The organism is Delftia sp. DT-2, assembly GCF_028401915.1.
Classification (GTDB): domain Bacteria; phylum Pseudomonadota; class Gammaproteobacteria; order Burkholderiales; family Burkholderiaceae_C; genus Comamonas; species Comamonas tsuruhatensis.
In genome coordinates, this window is the sequence record NZ_JAQOTI010000007.1 from 133,751 (window position 1) to 149,368 (window position 15,618).

Here is a 15,618-nt window from a genome sequence, read left to right on the forward strand (position 1 = left end):
ACAAGGAAAAACAAACCATGCAGCAATCCAAGAGTGATGTCTGGGTCGGACTGTTCGTGCTGATCGGCGCTGCGGCGCTGGTGTTCCTGGCGCTGCAGTCGGCCAACCTGCTGAGCCTGAGCTTCCAGAAAACCTACACGCTGACCGCGCGCTTCGACAACATCGGCGGACTCAAGCCCAAGGCGGCCGTGCGCAGCGCGGGCGTCGTCGTGGGCCGCGTGGAATCCATCACCTTCGACGATCAGGTCTTTCAGGCCAGCGTGACCATGGCCATGGAAAACCGCTACGCGTTTCCCAAGGACAGTTCCCTGAAGATCCTGACCAGCGGCCTGCTCGGCGACCAGTACATCGGCATCGAAGCCGGCGCAGATGACCACAACCTCAAGGATGGCGACCGCGTCGTCGCAACCCAGTCGGCCGTTGTGCTGGAAAATCTGATCGGACAGTTCCTCTACGGCAAGGCCGAGCAGGGTGGCAGCTCCGGTGCAGGAGGCAAAGAATGACAACCAACCATGAACAGGCGACCGTGGGTCGCCCTGCAGTCCAGGCAGCATCCTGGCAGCGCGCAGCCATGCTGGGCACATTGGCCGCCGCTTCGCTGCTCGCCGGCTGCGCCACCGCGCCGGGCGAGGCCCGCAATCCCCAGGACCCGTTCGAGCCGTTCAACCGCAGCGTCTACTCGTTCAACGACGGCCTGGACCGTGCCGTCCTGAAGCCGGTGGCCACGGCCTACCGCGACGTCACTCCGCGTCTGGCCCGCGATGGCGTGAGCAATTTCTTCTCCAACCTCAGCGATGTCTGGTCCTTCGTGAACAACGCGCTGCAGGGCCAGGCCGAAGGCGCCTACAACTCCGTCGTGCGGTTCTCGGTGAATACGGTCTTCGGCCTGGGCGGCTTGCTCGACATCGCCAGCGAGGCCGGCATCGAGCGCCAAAAGCAGGACTTCGGCCAGACCCTGGGTCGCTGGGGCGTGCCCACCGGGCCGTACCTGGTGCTGCCGCTGCTGGGCCCGTCCACGGTGCGTGACACTGCGGCTCTTCCGGTGGATGCCTGGGGCAACCCCATGTCGGCGATCAACGACATCCCGGTTCGCAACAGCCTGTATGTGCTGCGACTGGTGGATACACGTGCCCGCCTGCTCAATGCCTCCGACACGCTGGACTCCGTCGCGCTCGACCGCTACAGCCTGACGCGCGATGTCTACCTGAACCTGCGGCGTGGCAAGTCGGGTGATGACGGTCGCATCGAGGATTACGACGACGATGCCGGCAAGCTGCCGCCCGAAGACGGCGCGAAGTAAGCAGTTCGTAACATCCCGAGATGAAAAACGGCCGCTGCCTGACATGGCGCGGCCGGAAAAATGTGCAATATCAACCCGGTCCGGGGCATGAGGCCCTGCTGGGAAAGGAAGAGTGATGATCAATCGACGTGCCTGGAGCGCTGCCGCTGCAGCCATGCTGGCCATGGGAACCCTTGGCGCGGCACTGCCGGCCCGCGCAGCCGGCGAGACCCCCGATGCGCTGATCAAGCGTGTCTCCACCGACGTGCTGGAAACCATCAAGAAGGACCCCTCGCTGCGCGAGGGCGATGTCTCCAAGGTCAATGCGCTGGTCAATGACAAGGTCATGCCGTATGTGAATTTCCGCCGCATGACCTCCGCCTCGGTGGGGCCGGCCTGGCGCCAGGCCACGCCTGCGCAGCGCGAGAAGCTGGAGACCGAGTTCAAGGCCCTGCTGATCCGCACCTATTCGGGCGCGCTGACGCAGGTCAGCAACCAGACCATCAACGTCAAGCCCCTGCGCGCGGCAGCCGGCGACACCGATGTGCTGGTGCGCACCGAGGTGCTGGGCCGCGGCGAGCCCGTGCAGCTGGACTACCGGCTCGAGAAGTCCGGTGACGGCTGGAAGATCTACAACCTGAACGTGCTGGGCGTGTGGCTGGTGGAAACCTACCGCAACCAGTTCAGCCAGGAAATCAATGCCCGCGGCATCGACGGCCTGATCGAGACCCTGGCCACGCGCAGCAAGATGCCGGCCACGCCGCCCTCCAAGGGCTGACAGCCTCGGACGCACGCGCCATGCTGCAGCTCCCCCGTGAACTGACCTACCGCCAGGCACGCAGCTGTCTCGTGCAGCTGCGACCCCAGGTGCAGGCCTTCGACGGCGCCCAGGTGCGTGTCGATGCCAGCGGTGTCGAGGTCTTCGACTCGGCCGCACTGGCCGTGCTGCTGGCCTGCCGCCGCACCGCGAAGGCGGCAGACAAGCAATTGGTGGTCGTGGGCCTGCCGCAGGGCCTGCAGTCCATGGCGGCGCTGTATGGCGTCGACGGGCTGCTGGCCGACACGGCCGCATCCTCCCCCTCCTGAGCCGGCGCAGCGCGCCGCTGCAAAGAGCCCTGCAAGGCAGGTTTGGCTGCAAGGGCCTAGAATCGCGCCTCGCATGTCTGCCGTCTCATTCCAATCCATCTCCAAGACCTACCAGACCCCCAAGGGGGCCTTCCAGGCGCTCAACCACGTGAGTCTGGACATCGAGGAGGGCGAGTTCTTCGGCCTGCTCGGTCCCAATGGCGCTGGCAAGACCACGATGATCAGCATCCTGGCCGGCCTGTCGCGCGCCACCAGCGGCCGCGTGCTGGTCCAGGGCAGCGACGTGCATGCCGACTACTCGGCTGCCCGGCGCAAGCTGGGCATCGTGCCGCAGGAGCTGGTCTTCGATCCCTTCTTCAATGTGCGCGAGGCGCTGCGCTTTCAGTCCGGCTATTTCGGCGTCAGGAACAATGACGACTGGATCGACGAGCTGCTGCACAGCCTGGGGCTGACCGACAAGGCCAATTCCAACATGCGCCAGCTGTCCGGCGGCATGAAGCGCCGCGTGCTGGTGGCCCAGGCGCTGGTGCACAAGCCGCCCATCATCGTGCTCGACGAGCCCACGGCCGGCGTGGACGTGGAGCTGCGCCAGACGCTGTGGCACTTCATCGCACGCCTGAACCGCGAAGGCCATACCGTGCTGCTCACCACCCACTACCTGGAAGAGGCCGAGGCGCTGTGCAGCCGCGTGGCCATGCTCAAGCAGGGCAACATCGTCAAGCTCTCGACCATGTCGGATCTGCTCAAGTCCGCCTCCTCCAACGTGCTCCAGTTCAAGACCGATACCGCCTTGCCGCCGGCCCTGGCCGCGCGGGCGCGGGTGACCGGCCGCATCGTGCAGATACCCGCCAACGACGCCAGCGATGTGGAACGCCTGCTCGCCGCGCTGCGCGAGGGCTCCGTCGTGCCCGAGGACGTGGAAATCCGCCGCGCCGATCTGGAGGACGTCTTCATCCATGTGATGAATGAGCAGGGACAGACTTCGCAGGGAGCTTCGGCATGAACGGCTGGCAGACCCTGCTCAAGAAGGAAGTGCTGCGCTTTTGGAAGGTCAGCTTCCAGACCGTGGCCGCACCCGTGCTCACGGCCGTGCTCTATCTGCTGATCTTCGGCCATGTGCTCGAAGGCCGGGTGCTGGTGTACGACCGCATCAGCTACACGGCCTTCCTGATCCCTGGCCTGGTGATGATGAGCGTGCTGCAGAACGCCTTCGCCAACAGCTCCTCCAGCCTGGTGCAGAGCAAGATCATGGGCTCCATGGTCTTCGTGCTGCTCACGCCGCTGTCCCACTGGGCCTGGTTCGGCGCCTACGTGGGAGCGTCGGTGCTGCGCGGGCTGCTGGTGGGCGCGGGCGTGTTCGTCGTCACGCTGTACTTCGCCATTCCCGAATTCACGGCACCGCTGTGGATTCTGGTCTTCGGCCTGCTGGGCGCGGCGCTGCTGGGCACGCTGGGTGTGATCGCCGGCCTGTGGGCTGACAAGTTCGACCAGATGGCGGCCTTTCAGAACTTCCTGATCATGCCCATGACGTTCCTGTCGGGCGTGTTCTATTCGATCCAGTCCCTGCCGCCTTTTTGGCAAAAAGTCAGCCATCTGAACCCGTTTTTCTACATGATCGACGGTTTCCGCTACGGCTTCTTCGGCCAGAGCGACGTATCGCCCTGGGTCAGCCTGGCCATCGTCGGCTCGGCCTGGCTGGCGGTGAGTGCCCTGGCCGTGCACCTGCTGCGCATCGGCTACAAGATCCGCGGCTGAGGTTTTTCCACAGGCTGCGGCGGGCGCTGTGCCCGCATTGTTGAATCCACCCATGAACAGGCGGCCGGCGCCCGGCGCCGCCGCCAACCAAGGCCATGCCACGATGCATGGCAGGAAAGCTTCCCCCATGACTGCAGACCAACTCAAGGAACTGATCGCCACCGGCCTGCCTTGCGAACACATTGCGCTGGAAGGTGATGGACGGCACTGGTTTGCCACCATCGTCTCGGCCCAATTCGAGGGCCAGCGCCTGCTGCAGCGCCAGCGCCTGGTCTACGCCACGCTGGGCCAGCGCATGCATACCGACGAGGTCCATGCGCTGTCCATGAAGACCTACACGCCCGCCGAGTGGGCTGCCCAGGCCGGCCAGGCCTGAGCGCACAGCCCGGTCACGACGCCTCAGACTTTCTGCCGCAACTGGTCGATACGGCCCGTGCGGCATCTCCTTTTTCCCGATTTCCAGATTCAAGTCTGTCAGCCATGGACAAACTCCTGATTCGCGGTGGCCGAGCGCTGCATGGCGAGGTGACGGTCTCCGGCGCCAAGAATGCCGCCCTGCCCGAGCTGTGCGCCGCGCTGCTGTCGTCCGAGCCCGTCACCCTGCGCAATGTGCCGCGCCTGCAGGACGTGGCCACCATGCTCAAGCTCATCCGCAACATGGGTGTCGGCGCCGAGCACGATGACAGCGGCACCGTGCGCATCCACGCCGGCTCGCTGTCCAACCCCGAGGCACCCTACGAACTGGTCAAGACCATGCGCGCCTCGGTCCTGGCCCTGGGCCCGCTGCTGGCCCGATTCGGCCAGGCCCGCGTGTCGCTGCCCGGCGGCTGCGCCATCGGCTCGCGCCCCGTGGACCAGCACATCAAGGGCCTGCAGGCCATGGGTGCCGAGATCGTTGTCGAGAACGGCTACATGCACGCGTGCCTGCCCGGGCATCTCAAGCGCCTGCAGGGCGCCCGCATCACCACCGACATGGTGACGGTCACGGGCACCGAGAACTTCCTGATGGCCGCCGTGCTGGCCGAAGGCGAGACGGTGCTGGAAAACGCCGCCATGGAGCCCGAGATCGGCGACCTGGCCGAAATGCTCATCAAGATGGGCGCAAGGATCGAAGGGCACGGCACCAGCCGCATCGTCATCCAGGGTGTGGAGCGGCTGAGCGGCTGCGAGCACCAGGTGGTGGCCGACCGCATCGAGGCCGGCACCTTCCTGTGCGCCGTGGCGGCCACGGGCGGCGAGGCGCTGCTGCGCAATGGCCGTGCCGACCACCTGGGCGCGGTCATCGACAAGCTCAAGGACGCTGGGGCCGAAGTGTCCGCCGAGGAGGGCGGCATCCGCGTGCGCGCTGCCGGCAAGCTCAAGGCCCAGAGTTTCCGCACCACCGAGTACCCGGGTTTTCCCACCGACATGCAGGCGCAGTTCATGGCGCTGAACCTGGTGGCCGAAGGCTGCAGCATGGTCACCGAGACCATCTTCGAGAACCGCTTCATGCACGTCGACGAGATGCTGCGCCTGGGCGCGCAGATCACCACCGACGGACGCGTGGCCACCATCACCGGCAGCCAGTCGCTGTCGGGCGCGGCCGTCATGGCCACCGACCTGCGCGCTTCGGCCAGCCTGGTCATCGCCGGCCTCGTGGCCAAGGGCGAGACCCTGGTCGATCGCATCTATCATCTGGACCGCGGCTACGATCGCATGGAAGACAAGCTGCGCGGCCTGGGTGCCGACATCGAAAGAGTTTCCCAATGACCATCACGATTGCCCTGTCCAAGGGCCGCATCTACGACGAAACCGTGCCGCTGCTGGCCGCTGCCGGCATCTCGGTCACCGAAGACATTGAAAAGTCGCGCAAGCTGATCTTCGAGACCAACCAGAGCCATGTGCGCGTGGTGCTGGTGCGCGCCTCCGACGTGCCGGTCTACGTGCAGTACGGCGGCGCCGACCTCGGCGTGGCCGGCCTGGACTCGCTGATCGAGCATGGTGCCCAGGGCCTGTACCAGCCCCTGGACCTGAAGATCGCGCGCTGCCGCGTCAGCGTCGCCGTGCGCAACGGCTTCGACTACGCGCTGGCCGTCAAGCAGGGCGCCCGTCTGCGCATCGCCACCAAGTATCCCGAGATCGCGCGCAACTTCTTCGCCACCAAGGGCGTGCACGTGGACATGGTCAAGCTCTACGGCTCCATGGAACTGGCTCCGCTGACCGGCATGGCCGACGCCATCGTCGACCTGGTGTCCACCGGCAACACGCTCAGGGCCAATGACCTGGTCGAGGTCGAGCCCATCATGGAGATCAGCTCGCGCCTGGTGGTCAACCAGGCCTCGCTCAAGCTCAAGCAGGCCCCTCTGCGCAAGATCATCGATGCCTTTGCATCGGCCATTCCCCAAGACTGAAGCCCTCTGCACCATGGAATACCAAGCCGCTCCCGCCCGCCTGTCCACGCTTGACGCCAACTTCGAACACGATTTTGCGCAGCGCCTGCATTGGTCGGCAGACACGGACGCGGCCATCGAGCAGCGCGTGGCCGACATCCTGGCCGATGTGCAAAAGCGCGGCGATGCGGCCGTGCTGGAGTACACGGCGCGTTTTGACGGATTGCAGGTGGACGGCATGGCAGCGCTGGAGCTGACGCAGGCCGAGCTAAAGGCCGCCTTCGACAGCCTGGGCGACGAGCAGCGCGATGCGCTGACGGCCGCCGCCCAGCGCGTGCGCACCTACCACGAGGCACAAAAGCGCGCCAGCGGCGAGAGCTGGAGCTACCGCGACGCCGATGGCACCCTGCTGGGCCAGAAGGTCACGCCGCTGGACCGCGTGGGCATCTATGTGCCCGGCGGCAAGGCGGCCTATCCGTCCAGCGTGCTGATGAATGCCATTCCCGCCCATGTGGCTGGCGTGCAGGAAATCATCATGGTCGTGCCCACGCCGCGCGGCGAGAAGAATGCCCTGGTGCTGGCGGCAGCCTATGTGGCGGGCGTCACGCGCGGCTTCACCATCGGCGGCGCCCAGGCCGTGGCGGCCCTGGCCTACGGCACGGCCACCATCCCCAAGGTGGACAAGATCACCGGCCCCGGCAATGCCTATGTGGCCAGCGCCAAGAAGCGGGTGTTCGGCACCGTGGGCATCGACATGATTGCCGGCCCCAGTGAAATCCTGGTGCTGGCCGACGGCAGCACGCCGCCCGACTGGGTGGCCATGGACCTGTTCAGCCAGGCCGAGCATGACGAGCTGGCGCAGAGCATCCTGCTGTGCCCCGATGCCGACTACATCGCCGCCGTCCAGCGCGAGATCGACCGCCTGCTGCCCGAGATGCCGCGGCGCGCCATCATCGCCAAGAGCCTGAGCGACCGGGGTGCCCTCATCCTCACGCGCGACATGCAGGAGGCCTGCGCCATCAGCAACCGCATCGCGCCCGAGCACCTGGAAGTCTCCAGCAACGATCCCCACCAGTGGGAGCCGCTGCTGCGCCATGCAGGCGCCATCTTCCTGGGGGCCTACACCAGCGAGAGCCTGGGCGACTACTGCGCCGGCCCCAACCATGTGCTGCCCACCAGCGGCACGGCGCGCTTTTCCTCGCCGCTGGGGGTCTATGACTTCCAGAAGCGATCCAGCCTCATCGAGGTCAGCGAGCAGGGCGCCCAGACCCTGGGCCGCATCGCCTCGGTGCTGGCGCATGGCGAAGGCCTGCAAGGCCATGCGCGTGCGGCCGAAATGCGCCTGAAGTAGACACTCGCTTCCTGCTGGATGAAGGCGCCGTCACCGAAAGGGGCGGCGCTTTTTGCTGCCTGAGCGCTAGAGCAAGTATGTCAAGAATCGACACGAAATCAGTGGAGCACGAATTTCGTGTAGACTTGCACCCTGTGAAGAACCTCACCATCACCGTCGAAGACAGCGTGCTCGAATGGGCCCGCATCGAGGCCGCGCGCCGCGGCACCAGCGTCTCGCGCATGGTGGGCGACTTCATGGCCGAGATGCAGCGCCGCGAGGACGCCTACGAGCGCGCCTACCTGGCCTGGCGCACCGACGAGCGCGGCTGGGACGGCGGCCAGCCGTCATCCACGCAGCCCGCCCAGCGCAGTGTCGCGCTGCGCCGCGAGGGCCAGGCATGAACACCGTCTTCGTCGATACCTCCGTGCTGGTCGCTGCCGAAGACACGGGGCAGGGCGCCTTGCATGCCGCCGTGCTGCAGTGGCTGGACCTGCTGTGGCGCACGCGCAGCGGGCGCACCGGCAGCCAGTCGCTGTGCGAGTTCTATGAACAGGTCACTACGGCCGCCCAGCCTTTGCCGCAGGGCGATGCGCGCGCCGCCATTCGCCGCTACCAGACCTGGACGCCCTGGAAGACCGATGCCGCCACGCTGGAGACCGCCTGGGCCGTGCAATCGCGCCACCAGCTGGCCTTTGGCGACTGCCTGGCCGTGGCCTGTGCCCAGCACAGCGGCTGCGAGCAGATGCTGACCCTGCACCTGCCGCACGGCGCCCAGTTCGGCGGCGTCGCCATGGTGCACCCGCTGCACCAGACGCCGCCGCAGCAGCAGGCCTGAGCGGCTTCGCTGATGGATTTCTTCCCCCACTGACTCGTGAAAGTGTGCATGCCATGACAGCTTCCATTCCGCAGGTTCAGGCCCTGGCCCTGGAGCGCATCCGCGCCGATGTCCGCTCCATGCATGCCTACCATGTGCAGCCCTCGCAAGGCCTGCTCAAGATGGACACGATGGAGAACCCCTTCCGACTGCCACCCGAGCTGCAGGCCGCGCTGGGCGAGCGCCTGGGCCGGCTGGAGATCAACCGCTACCCTGGCGAGCGCCAGGAAGTGCTCAAGGACATGCTGGCCCGCTACGCGCAGGCGCCGGCCGGCAGCGCCGTGCTGCTGGGCAACGGCTCGGACGAGATCATCACGCTGCTGGCACTGGCCTGTGCCCAGCCCCACGCCGAAGGCCGCGCCACCATGCTGGCGCCCATGCCGGGCTTCGTCATGTACCCCATGAGCGCCAGGCTGCAGGGCCTGGACTTTGTGGGCGTCAACCTGACGGCCGACTTCGAGCTGGACGTGCCCGCCATGCGCACCGCCATTGCCGAGCACCGCCCCGCCATCACCTATATCGCCTATCCCAACAATCCCACGGCCACGCTCTGGGCCGAGGCCGATGTGCAGGCCGTGATCGACGCGGTCGGCGCCATCGGCGGCCTGGTCGTCATGGACGAGGCCTACCAGCCCTTCGCCCGCCGCAGCTGGGCAGAGAACATGCGCGCCGACCCGGCCCGCAACGCCCATGTGCTGCTGATGCGCACGCTCAGCAAGTTCGGCCTGGCCGGCGCGCGCCTGGGCTATCTGATCGGCCCGGCCGCCATCGTCGGCGAGATCGACAAGGTGCGCCCGCCCTACAACATCAGCGTGCTCAACTGCGAGACGGCCATCTTCGCGCTGGAGCACGAGGCGCTGTATGCGCAGCAGGCCGTGGCCATCCGCGCCGAGCGCCAGCCGCTGATCGACGCGCTGACCGCGCTGCCGGGTGTGGAAAAGATCTGGCCATCCGAGGCCAACATGGTCTTGCTGCGCGTGCGCGATGCCGCGCGTGCCCAGGCCGAGATGAAGGCCCGGGGCGTGCTGGTGAAGAACGTCAGTGCCATGCACCCGCTGCTGGCCAATTGCCTGCGCCTGACCGTGGGCACCCACGAAGAAAACGCCCAGATGCTGGCGGCCCTGAAGGAATCCCTATGAGCAATGCAGTCCCCGCACGCACCGCCGAAGTGCAGCGCAACACCGCCGAGACCCGGATCAAGGTCGCCATCAACCTGGACGGCACGGGCAAGGCCAGCCTGCACTCGGGCATCGGCTTTCTGGATCACATGCTCGACCAGATCGCGCGCCACGGCCTGATCGACCTGGACATCGAGTGCGAGGGCGACCTGCACATCGACGGCCACCACACGGTGGAGGACATCGGCATCACCCTGGGCCAGGCCTTCGCCAAGGCCGTGGGCGACAAGAAGGGCATCCGCCGCTACGGCCACGCCTATGTGCCGCTGGACGAGGCCCTGAGCCGCGTGGTCATCGATTTCTCGGGCCGTCCCGGGCTGCACATGGACGTGAAATTCACGGCCGGCAGCATCGGCCAGCTCGACACCCAGCTGGTCTACGAATTCTTCCAGGGCTTCGTCAACCATGCGGGCGTGACCCTGCACATCGACAACCTCAAGGGCTTCAATGCCCACCACCAGTGCGAGACCATCTTCAAGGCCTTCGCACGCGCCCTGCGCTTTGCGCTGGAGCATGACGAGCGCATGGCCGGCGTCATCCCCTCGACCAAGGGCGCTCTGTAAAGAGAAGCGATTGGCATCGGCCAGAACTTGATCTGACCGGGCAATCCCGCCGAAAATCCGACAGAACACGCGCCACACGCTATGAGTTTGACTGACAACACCGTCGCCGTCGTCGATTACGGCATGGGCAATCTGCGCTCGGTTTCACAGGCCGTGCGCACGGCCGCCGCCGATTCCGGCTGGCAGGTCGTGGTGACCTCAGATCCCGAAGTGGTCCTGGCCGCCGACCGCGTCGTGCTGCCGGGCCAGGGCGCCATGCCCGACTGCATGCGCGAGCTGCGCGAATCCGGCCTGCAGGAAGCCGTGCTGCATGCTGCTGCCAACAAGCCCCTGTTCGGCGTCTGCGTGGGCATGCAGATGCTGCTGGACCACAGCGACGAAGGTGACGTGCCCGGCCTGGGCCTCATCCCCGGCAACGTGCGCAAGTTCGATCTGGCGGGCCGCACCCAGGCCGATGGCAGCCGCTTCAAGGTTCCGCAGATGGGCTGGAACCGCGTGCACCAGACGCACAACGCCGGCCATGCCCACCCGCTGTGGCGTGGAATTCCCGAAGACAGCTTCTACTACTTCGTGCACAGTTTCTATGCCGTGGTGCAGCAGCCGCAGCATTGCGCTGCGCAGGCCGACTACGGCGGGCGCTTTGCCTGCGCCATCGCGCGCGATAATATTTTCGCCACGCAGTTTCACCCCGAAAAAAGCGCTGACCAGGGCCTGGCCCTGTTCCGCAACTTTCTGGGCTGGAAGCCCTGAATCCCCTTTTCTTCCCCGCACCGGCCGCTGAATCCCAGGCCTTCATTGCTCGCAAACCATCATGCTGCTCATTCCTGCCATCGACCTCAAGGACGGCCACTGCGTACGCCTCATCCAGGGTGATATGGACCAGTCGACCACGTTCGGCGAAGACCCGGCCATCATCGCCCGCCGCTGGCTCGACGCCGGCGCGCGCCGCCTGCACCTGGTGGACCTCAATGGCGCGTTTGCGGGCCAGCCCAAGAACCTTGCGGCCATCAAGGCCATCCTCAAAGAGGTGGACGGCCGGATTCCGGTGCAGCTCGGCGGAGGCATCCGCGATCTGGACACCATCGAGAAATACATAGATGCCGGCATCAGCTACGTGATCATCGGCACCGCTGCCGTGAAGAATCCCGGCTTTCTGCAGGATGCCTGCAGCGCCTTCGGCGGCCATGTGATCGTCGGACTCGACGCCAAGGACGGCAAGGTCGCCATCGACGGCTGGAGCAAGCTCACGGGCCAGGACGTGCATTCGGTGGCCAAGCGCTTCGAGGACTGGGGTGTGGAGTCCATCATCTACACCGACATCGGCCGCGACGGCATGCTCACGGGCATCAACATCGATGCCACCGTCAATCTTGCCCAATCGCTGAAGATCCCCGTCATCGCCTCGGGTGGCCTGGCGGGCATGGCCGACATCGAGGCGCTGTGCAAGGTCGAGGACGAAGGCATCGAGGGCGTGATCTGCGGTCGCGCCATCTACTCGGGCGATCTCGACTTCGCCGCAGCGCAGGCTCGCGCCGACGAACTCACGGCCTGAGCGGCCTGCGCCTTCTCGATATTCGCGGGCGCCTGTCCCTGACAGGCGCCCGCGCTGCATTCAGCGCCGGGGTTTCAAGCGGCCTCTACGAGCAGGCGGGAAGGGCTTGCCCGGCATTGGTGGCGCGCACGGTCTGCACAAAGGCTTCCCAGTAATTCGGCAGCCCGGCCCAGGGGTTGCCCACGCCGGTGCTGGGCTCGAACTCCAGCTGGGTCACATAGATCCATCCCGCCTGATAGCGTGCCGAGGCGGCCGACTGCACGGTCGTCTGCATGGCCGCGCAGCCCGACACGTTGTGCACCAGCGAGGCCTGGTGGCTATTGGCCAGCCCGTACAGCCAATCGAAACTGGTCGTGCGCGGATCGTAGGTGGCGTACGTGGAGCCCTTGCCCTCGAACGTGGTCAGCACATCGGCCACATCGGCATAACCGGCCACGGGCACGAGGCCTGGGTTGCCGATCACGATCAGGTCGGGATTCTTGGCCTTGATGTACTGGTAGATGCTGCGGTAGAAGTCCAGTCGGTTGGCGGTGGCCGCCATCTCGTCAATGAAGAAGCCCTTGACCAGGCCTGCGCCGTAGTGCGTGAAATAGTTGTCGATATTGGCCTGGATGCTGGCCAGCGATCGCGTGCCCGTGCCATAGCTGGAGCTCACATAGCCCACCAACTGCCCGCCGGCGTTGGCAAAAGCGGTTGCGGCGCGCGTGATGTTCGCATCCGGGCCACTGAAAATGCCGTTGGCCGGGTTCAGGATGGCCGTCATCTGCACGGTCGGATTCGCCTGTGCGCTGGCCGTCAGCGCATTCCAGGCCGTGGCCCCCGCGCCCGTGGGATAGAAATACGCAGGCACCAGCACCCGCAGCGGCGCAGGAGCCGGGCGCAGATAGAAGGTCTGCGAAGCGCTGCCCGTGCGGCTTCCCACGGTGGCGCTGGCCTGCACCTGCTGGCGGCCCGGCGTGGCGCCGGTCAGGGAGGCAGTTGCCACGCCGGAGCTGGTCAGCGCCGAGGTGCTGACGCCTGTGGCTGCGCTGAAGCTCACCACGGTTCCATCGGCGGCATTCACGCCATCTGCGAGAACACCTGCGCGCAGGGTCAGTGCCGAGCCTGCAGTCACCACATCCCTGGCGGCAGGGGCCGTCCATTGCACGGTGACCGAGGTCACTCCGGGCTGGCCGGTGCCGCCGCCATCGCCCCCGGTGCCGCCGCCAGCGCTGCTGTCACCACCACCGCCTCCGCCGCAGGAAGCCAAGGAGGCGGCCAGGGCGAGCATGCCGAGTCGCAGGACAAGAGGAGAGGGAGCGTGGGAGCGTTGCATGACAGAGGAAGGCTGGGCGGGGGAAAGGCTATATTCAAGCATGAAAGTTACATCTTCCTTTCCCGCAGTAACAGCTTTACCTGCGGCCGCGCAAGCTCCCGGCGCCTGCGCTGATGCATGGCAGGGCCTGCCCGCCATCCGCCTGCGCCTGGCCTGCGGCGATGCTGCCCTGGTGGCCTTGCAAGGGGCGCAACTGCTTTCCTGGCAGGCAGGTGGCGAGGAGCAACTGTTCCTGAGTCCCCTGGCGGCCCATGACGGCCACACACCCATACGCGGCGGTATTCCGGTCTGCTTTCCCCAATTCAACCAACGCGGCCCGCTGGTCAAGCACGGCTTTGCGCGCACCCTGCCGTGGCAGGCTGATGCAGCACAGGCCGAGGTTCTTGCCGGCGATGGCTTGTTCCTGCGGCTCAGGCTCGCCGACACGCCGCAGACGCGCGCCGTCTGGCCGCATTCCTTCGAGACCTGGCTGGAGGTGACGCTGTTGCCCGGCCGGCTTGACGTGGAGCTGGTAGTGCACAACCGGGGCGACACGCCTTTGGCTTTCACTGCCGCCTTGCACAGCTACCTGCGCGTGGCGGACGTGGAGCAATGCCGGCTGCAAGGCCTTGACGGCCTGCCTTACTGGGATGCCGTGGCCGACACCCATCCCACGCAGCACGGTGACGTGCGCTTTGGCGAAGAGCTCGATCGCGTCTACCCCCGGCCCGGGAACGCCATGGAGCTGGCCGCACTTGGCGGCGGCTTGCGGATCTCGCAGGATGCCGCCTGGACCGAGACCGTGGTCTGGAACCCCGGCCCCGCGCTGTGTGAACGTCTGCCCGACATGCCGCCGCAGGGGTGGCGGCAGATGCTGTGCGTGGAGGCCGCCGCCATCGATGCGCCCGTGCATGTGGCGCCCGGCGCGCAATGGCGCGCGGCCCAGCGCCTGCACAAGCTGTAGCTCAGCACCGGCCCTGCAACGAAAAAAGCGCCTGTTCACAGGCGCTTTTTTCGTTGGGGCGGGGGGCCGGGTCAGCGGCGCTGCATGCGCTGTGCCGACTGCGCAGGGCGCAGGCCCGGGGTGATCTGCAGCTCCACAGGGCCTTCGCCACGGCGCACATCGAATTTCGCGGCCTCGCCGGGCTTGAGCGCGGCCACGGCGGTCAGCAGTTCGGACACATTGCGGATGGGCTTGTCGCCCACCTGCACGATCACATCGCCCGGGCGCATGCCGGCCTGGGCGGCGGGGCCTGCCTGCAGCACGCCCGTGATGATCACGCCGGAGTCGGCCTTCACGCCAAAGGTCTCTGCCAGCTCCGGCGACAGCTCATTGGGCTCCACGCCGATCCAGCCGCGCACCACGCGGCCGTCCTTGACGATGCCGTCCAGCACCAGCTTGGCCGTGGACACGGGAATCGCAAAGCCGATGCCCATGCTGCCGCCCGAGCGCGAATAGATGGCGGTATTGATGCCCAGCAGATTGCCGCTGGCATCCACCAGCGCGCCGCCCGAATTGCCGGGGTTGATGGCGGCGTCGGTCTGGATGAAGTTCTCGAAGGTATTGATGCCCAGCTGACTGCGGCCCAGTGCACTGACGATGCCGCTGGTCACCGTCTGGCCCACGCCGAAGGGGTTGCCGATGGCCAGCACGCGGTCGCCCACGTCGATCTGGTCGGAATTGCCCAGAACGATGACGGGCAGCTTGTCCAGGGCGATCTTGAGCACGGCCAGGTCGGTCTCGGGATCGGTACCGATCACCTGGGCCTTGGCCTGGCGGCTGTCGGTCAGCGTGACCTCGATGTCATCGGCGCCCTCGACCACGTGGTTGTTGGTCAGGATGTAGCCGTCGGTGCTGATGATCACGCCGCTGCCCAGGCCTGCCTGCTCCTGCGTGCCCTGGTCGCCGAAGAAGAACTGGAACCACGGATCGTTGCTGCGCGGATGCCGTACCGCCTTGCTGGTGTTGATGCTCACCACGGCAGGCGCCGCCTTCTTGGCCGCAGGTGCAAAGCTGCCCGGGCTGACTTCTCCGACGGGCGTGGCCGGCGCCTCCAGCAACGCAATGCCCGCGTTGCTGCGCACGGCGCCGCGGCGCAGCCAGTCCGGCTGCAGGGTGGCAACGACGAAGTAGGCAGCCACCAGGATGGTGACCGCCTGCGAAAACAGCAGCCAGGTGCGTTTCATGAAGTGTGGTGTTCTGTGCGGGAGGACAAGGCCCCATTGTGAGGCATGTCGTGAGCGGGGCGGTGGGCCGGCGGGCGAGCGCCAAAGCCGCGCTCCCCACACAGCTACAGTACAAACCCTAGAATCCCCGGACGACTGCGCCACGCCG

At 66.5% G+C, this 15,618-nt stretch carries 19 protein-coding genes; 17 read left to right on the forward strand and 2 right to left on the reverse strand.

Annotated features, from left to right (window positions below):
* Positions 1-17 precede the first annotated feature (17 nt).
* The 16 genes from mlaD to hisA all read left to right on the forward strand — a co-directional run bounded on the left by mlaD (position 18) and on the right by hisA (position 11,989).
* Positions 18-503 (forward strand): outer membrane lipid asymmetry maintenance protein MlaD, encoded by a 486-nt coding sequence (gene mlaD, locus PO605_RS13985; RefSeq protein WP_016445577.1) that lies wholly within the window; start codon positions 18-20, stop codon positions 501-503.
* The gene (locus PO605_RS13990; protein WP_047473033.1) at positions 500-1,300 is read left to right on the forward strand and encodes an MlaA family lipoprotein; all 801 of its coding nucleotides are present in this window, start codon (positions 500-502) and stop codon (positions 1,298-1,300) included. The genes mlaD and PO605_RS13990 overlap by 4 nt, the downstream gene beginning before the upstream one ends.
* A 115-nt stretch (positions 1,301-1,415) precedes the next feature.
* Positions 1,416-2,057 (forward strand): MlaC/ttg2D family ABC transporter substrate-binding protein, encoded by a 642-nt coding sequence (locus PO605_RS13995; RefSeq protein WP_016445579.1) that lies wholly within the window; start codon positions 1,416-1,418, stop codon positions 2,055-2,057.
* Between the two features lie 20 nt (positions 2,058-2,077).
* Positions 2,078-2,365 carry an STAS domain-containing protein gene (locus PO605_RS14000; protein WP_047473032.1) on the forward strand — a complete coding sequence of 96 codons (288 nt, stop codon included), beginning with the start codon at positions 2,078-2,080 and terminating at the stop codon, positions 2,363-2,365.
* 73 nt (positions 2,366-2,438) lie between these two features.
* Complete coding sequence (locus tag PO605_RS14005) at positions 2,439-3,368, forward strand: ABC transporter ATP-binding protein (RefSeq protein WP_013800798.1); 930 nt, start codon at positions 2,439-2,441, stop codon at positions 3,366-3,368.
* The gene (locus tag PO605_RS14010; RefSeq protein WP_016445581.1) at positions 3,365-4,120 is read left to right on the forward strand and encodes an ABC transporter permease; all 756 of its coding nucleotides are present in this window, start codon (positions 3,365-3,367) and stop codon (positions 4,118-4,120) included. Before PO605_RS14005 ends, PO605_RS14010 begins: the two co-directional genes overlap by 4 nt.
* 127 nt (positions 4,121-4,247) lie before the next feature.
* Positions 4,248-4,496 (forward strand): BolA family protein, encoded by a 249-nt coding sequence (locus tag PO605_RS14015; protein ID WP_012207326.1) that lies wholly within the window; start codon positions 4,248-4,250, stop codon positions 4,494-4,496.
* Positions 4,497-4,600: 104 nt separating this feature from the next.
* Complete coding sequence (gene murA, locus PO605_RS14020) at positions 4,601-5,869, forward strand: UDP-N-acetylglucosamine 1-carboxyvinyltransferase (RefSeq protein ID WP_016445582.1); 1,269 nt, start codon at positions 4,601-4,603, stop codon at positions 5,867-5,869.
* Positions 5,866-6,510 (forward strand): ATP phosphoribosyltransferase, encoded by a 645-nt coding sequence (hisG, locus tag PO605_RS14025; protein ID WP_017405470.1) that lies wholly within the window; start codon positions 5,866-5,868, stop codon positions 6,508-6,510. Before murA ends, hisG begins: the two co-directional genes overlap by 4 nt.
* A 13-nt stretch (positions 6,511-6,523) precedes the next feature.
* Entirely contained in the window at positions 6,524-7,840 is a 1,317-nt protein-coding gene (gene hisD / locus PO605_RS14030) for a histidinol dehydrogenase (protein ID WP_034364866.1), read from the forward strand.
* A gap of 77 nt (positions 7,841-7,917) precedes the next feature.
* The gene (locus PO605_RS14035) at positions 7,918-8,223 is read left to right on the forward strand and encodes a hypothetical protein (RefSeq protein ID WP_197065160.1); all 306 of its coding nucleotides are present in this window, start codon (positions 7,918-7,920) and stop codon (positions 8,221-8,223) included.
* The gene (locus PO605_RS14040) at positions 8,220-8,657 is read left to right on the forward strand and encodes a PIN domain-containing protein (RefSeq protein WP_047473031.1); all 438 of its coding nucleotides are present in this window, start codon (positions 8,220-8,222) and stop codon (positions 8,655-8,657) included. Before PO605_RS14035 ends, PO605_RS14040 begins: the two co-directional genes overlap by 4 nt.
* A 53-nt stretch (positions 8,658-8,710) precedes the next feature.
* Entirely contained in the window at positions 8,711-9,835 is a 1,125-nt protein-coding gene (gene hisC / locus PO605_RS14045; protein ID WP_047473030.1) for a histidinol-phosphate transaminase, read from the forward strand.
* Positions 9,832-10,437, forward strand: a complete 606-nt coding sequence (hisB, locus tag PO605_RS14050) for an imidazoleglycerol-phosphate dehydratase HisB (RefSeq protein WP_016445588.1) — start codon at positions 9,832-9,834, stop codon at positions 10,435-10,437. Before hisC ends, hisB begins: the two co-directional genes overlap by 4 nt.
* 81 nt (positions 10,438-10,518) lie before the next feature.
* Positions 10,519-11,187, forward strand: a complete 669-nt coding sequence (gene hisH / locus PO605_RS14055; protein ID WP_017405475.1) for an imidazole glycerol phosphate synthase subunit HisH — start codon at positions 10,519-10,521, stop codon at positions 11,185-11,187.
* A 61-nt stretch (positions 11,188-11,248) separates the two neighbouring features.
* Positions 11,249-11,989 (forward strand): 1-(5-phosphoribosyl)-5-[(5-phosphoribosylamino)methylideneamino]imidazole-4-carboxamide isomerase, encoded by a 741-nt coding sequence (hisA, locus tag PO605_RS14060; RefSeq protein ID WP_016445590.1) that lies wholly within the window; start codon positions 11,249-11,251, stop codon positions 11,987-11,989.
* Positions 11,990-12,074: 85 nt separating this feature from the next.
* Here hisA and PO605_RS14065 read toward each other — a convergent pair whose 3' ends face one another.
* On the reverse strand, positions 12,075-13,259 hold the full coding sequence (locus PO605_RS14065) for a spherulation-specific family 4 protein (protein ID WP_272206584.1): 1,185 nt from the start codon (positions 13,257-13,259) through the stop codon (positions 12,075-12,077).
* A gap of 85 nt (positions 13,260-13,344) precedes the next feature.
* Between PO605_RS14065 and PO605_RS14070 the strand changes: the two genes are divergently transcribed.
* Entirely contained in the window at positions 13,345-14,247 is a 903-nt protein-coding gene (locus PO605_RS14070; RefSeq protein ID WP_272206559.1) for a D-hexose-6-phosphate mutarotase, read from the forward strand.
* Positions 14,248-14,318: 71 nt separating this feature from the next.
* Here PO605_RS14070 and PO605_RS14075 read toward each other — a convergent pair whose 3' ends face one another.
* Positions 14,319-15,470 (reverse strand): S1C family serine protease, encoded by a 1,152-nt coding sequence (locus PO605_RS14075; RefSeq protein WP_012207313.1) that lies wholly within the window; start codon positions 15,468-15,470, stop codon positions 14,319-14,321.
* Positions 15,471-15,618 lie beyond the last annotated feature (148 nt).

Excerpts from the sequence above, each read along its gene's own strand:
- mlaD (WP_016445577.1), top strand. The coding sequence starts at position 18 with ATGCAGCAATCCAAGAGTGATGTCTGGGTCGGACTGTTCGTGCTGATC.
- PO605_RS13990 (WP_047473033.1), top strand. The coding sequence starts at position 500 with ATGACAACCAACCATGAACAGGCGACCGTGGGTCGCCCTGCAGTCCAG.
- PO605_RS13995 (WP_016445579.1), top strand. The coding sequence starts at position 1,416 with ATGATCAATCGACGTGCCTGGAGCGCTGCCGCTGCAGCCATGCTGGCC.
- PO605_RS14000 (WP_047473032.1), top strand. The coding sequence starts at position 2,078 with ATGCTGCAGCTCCCCCGTGAACTGACCTACCGCCAGGCACGCAGCTGT.
- PO605_RS14005 (WP_013800798.1), top strand. The coding sequence starts at position 2,439 with ATGTCTGCCGTCTCATTCCAATCCATCTCCAAGACCTACCAGACCCCC.
- PO605_RS14010 (WP_016445581.1), top strand. The coding sequence starts at position 3,365 with ATGAACGGCTGGCAGACCCTGCTCAAGAAGGAAGTGCTGCGCTTTTGG.
- PO605_RS14015 (WP_012207326.1), top strand. The coding sequence starts at position 4,248 with ATGACTGCAGACCAACTCAAGGAACTGATCGCCACCGGCCTGCCTTGC.
- murA (WP_016445582.1), top strand. The coding sequence starts at position 4,601 with ATGGACAAACTCCTGATTCGCGGTGGCCGAGCGCTGCATGGCGAGGTG.
- hisG (WP_017405470.1), top strand. The coding sequence starts at position 5,866 with ATGACCATCACGATTGCCCTGTCCAAGGGCCGCATCTACGACGAAACC.
- hisD (WP_034364866.1), top strand. The coding sequence starts at position 6,524 with ATGGAATACCAAGCCGCTCCCGCCCGCCTGTCCACGCTTGACGCCAAC.
- PO605_RS14035 (WP_197065160.1), top strand. The coding sequence starts at position 7,918 with ATGTCAAGAATCGACACGAAATCAGTGGAGCACGAATTTCGTGTAGAC.
- PO605_RS14040 (WP_047473031.1), top strand. The coding sequence starts at position 8,220 with ATGAACACCGTCTTCGTCGATACCTCCGTGCTGGTCGCTGCCGAAGAC.
- hisC (WP_047473030.1), top strand. The coding sequence starts at position 8,711 with ATGACAGCTTCCATTCCGCAGGTTCAGGCCCTGGCCCTGGAGCGCATC.
- hisB (WP_016445588.1), top strand. The coding sequence starts at position 9,832 with ATGAGCAATGCAGTCCCCGCACGCACCGCCGAAGTGCAGCGCAACACC.
- hisH (WP_017405475.1), top strand. The coding sequence starts at position 10,519 with ATGAGTTTGACTGACAACACCGTCGCCGTCGTCGATTACGGCATGGGC.
- hisA (WP_016445590.1), top strand. The coding sequence starts at position 11,249 with ATGCTGCTCATTCCTGCCATCGACCTCAAGGACGGCCACTGCGTACGC.
- PO605_RS14065 (WP_272206584.1), bottom strand. The coding sequence starts at position 13,259 with ATGCTCGCCCTGGCCGCCTCCTTGGCTTCCTGCGGCGGAGGCGGTGGT.
- PO605_RS14070 (WP_272206559.1), top strand. The coding sequence starts at position 13,345 with ATGAAAGTTACATCTTCCTTTCCCGCAGTAACAGCTTTACCTGCGGCC.
- PO605_RS14075 (WP_012207313.1), bottom strand. The coding sequence starts at position 15,470 with ATGAAACGCACCTGGCTGCTGTTTTCGCAGGCGGTCACCATCCTGGTG.